This is a genomic window from Azospirillum terrae (genome assembly GCF_053470425.1).
Window position 1 is genome coordinate 1 of sequence record NZ_JBPXMR010000058.1, and the last position, 1205, is coordinate 1205.

Here is a 1205-nt window from a genome sequence, read left to right on the forward strand (position 1 = left end):
CATCGGGTGGGAGGAGTTCATGGCCAACCAGAAACGGCTCTCGGACAACGGCAACCATTACGATGCCGATCAACGCGGCGTGCCGCGCAAGGGGCTGGCGCTGCTGCAGGGCATCGCCGTCTGCGGGCGGTGCGGGCGGCGAATGGGCCTGGGGTATTCCGGACCGCACGGCGACTACCCGGTGTATCGCTGCCGCACCGACAAGGGACAACGCGCCGAACCGCTGTGCCAGGAGGTGCGCGCCCTGGCCGTCGACGCCGAGGTCGAGCGTCTCGTCCTGGCCGCCCTCGTCCCCGACCAAGTGGCTCTGGCGGTGGCGGCTCTGGGCGAGCTCGAACAGGAGGCTCGGCTGCTGGAGCGCCAGTGGGCGCTCAAGCGCGAACGCGTGCGCTACGAAGCGGAGCGGGCCCAGCGGCAATACGACGCCGTCGAACCGGAGAACCGGCTGGTTGCCCGCTCGCTGGAGCGGGCGTGGGAGGACCGGCTGCGCGCCGTGGAGCAGGTGGAACAGGACTATGATCGCTGGCGCCGCGAACAGCCGCTGACCTTGAGTGACGCCGAGCGTGCCGAGATCCTGGCGGTGGGGGAGAATGTCGCTGGCGTCTGGAACGCACCGACCACCACCGCCGCGGACCGCAAGAGGATCATCCGGCTGGTCATTCAGGAAGCGATCCTGGATCGGAAGCGGATTCCCGGTCGCGTGCTGATCCGCCTCGTCTGGCAGACCGGAGCCGTCAGCGAGCATAAGGTGCGGCGTGCCGTGCAATCGTACGGCGACTATGCCGGGATCGAGGATCTGGAGCGGCGCGTACGTGCCCTGAACGCGGCGGGTAAGATGGACGGCGAAATCGCCAGCGTCCTGAATGCCGAAGGTTTCCTGCCAAGCCGCGGAACGGCTTTCGATCACAGGCTCGTCCACCTCCTGCGCAAGCGCTGGGGGATCGCAACCGTGAAGATCAACGGAGTTGGAGAAAACCCGGCCCGCTGGCCGGACGGCAGCTACTCGATCCAGGGCGCGGCCGAGGTCCTCGGCATCACCGCCCAGACCATCTTCAAATGGCTGAAGCGCGGCCGGCTGTCGGGGCGCCAGCTCACCAAGGGGCTGCCATGGCAGGTCATGCTCGACGACGAGCACATTCCGGAACTCCGGGCGTTGGTTCGACGGACCAGCCCGTCAAAGAGGAAGGCATCATGAAACTGTCGGG

General features: G+C 67.5%; 1 protein-coding gene. It reads left to right on the top strand.

Going from position 1 to position 1205, the window contains the following annotated elements:
* The coding region (locus ACSVDD_RS29690) for a recombinase zinc ribbon domain-containing protein (protein WP_448193004.1) at positions 1–1195 on the top strand (1195 nt) is incomplete at its 5' end.
* Positions 1196–1205 lie beyond the last annotated feature (10 nt).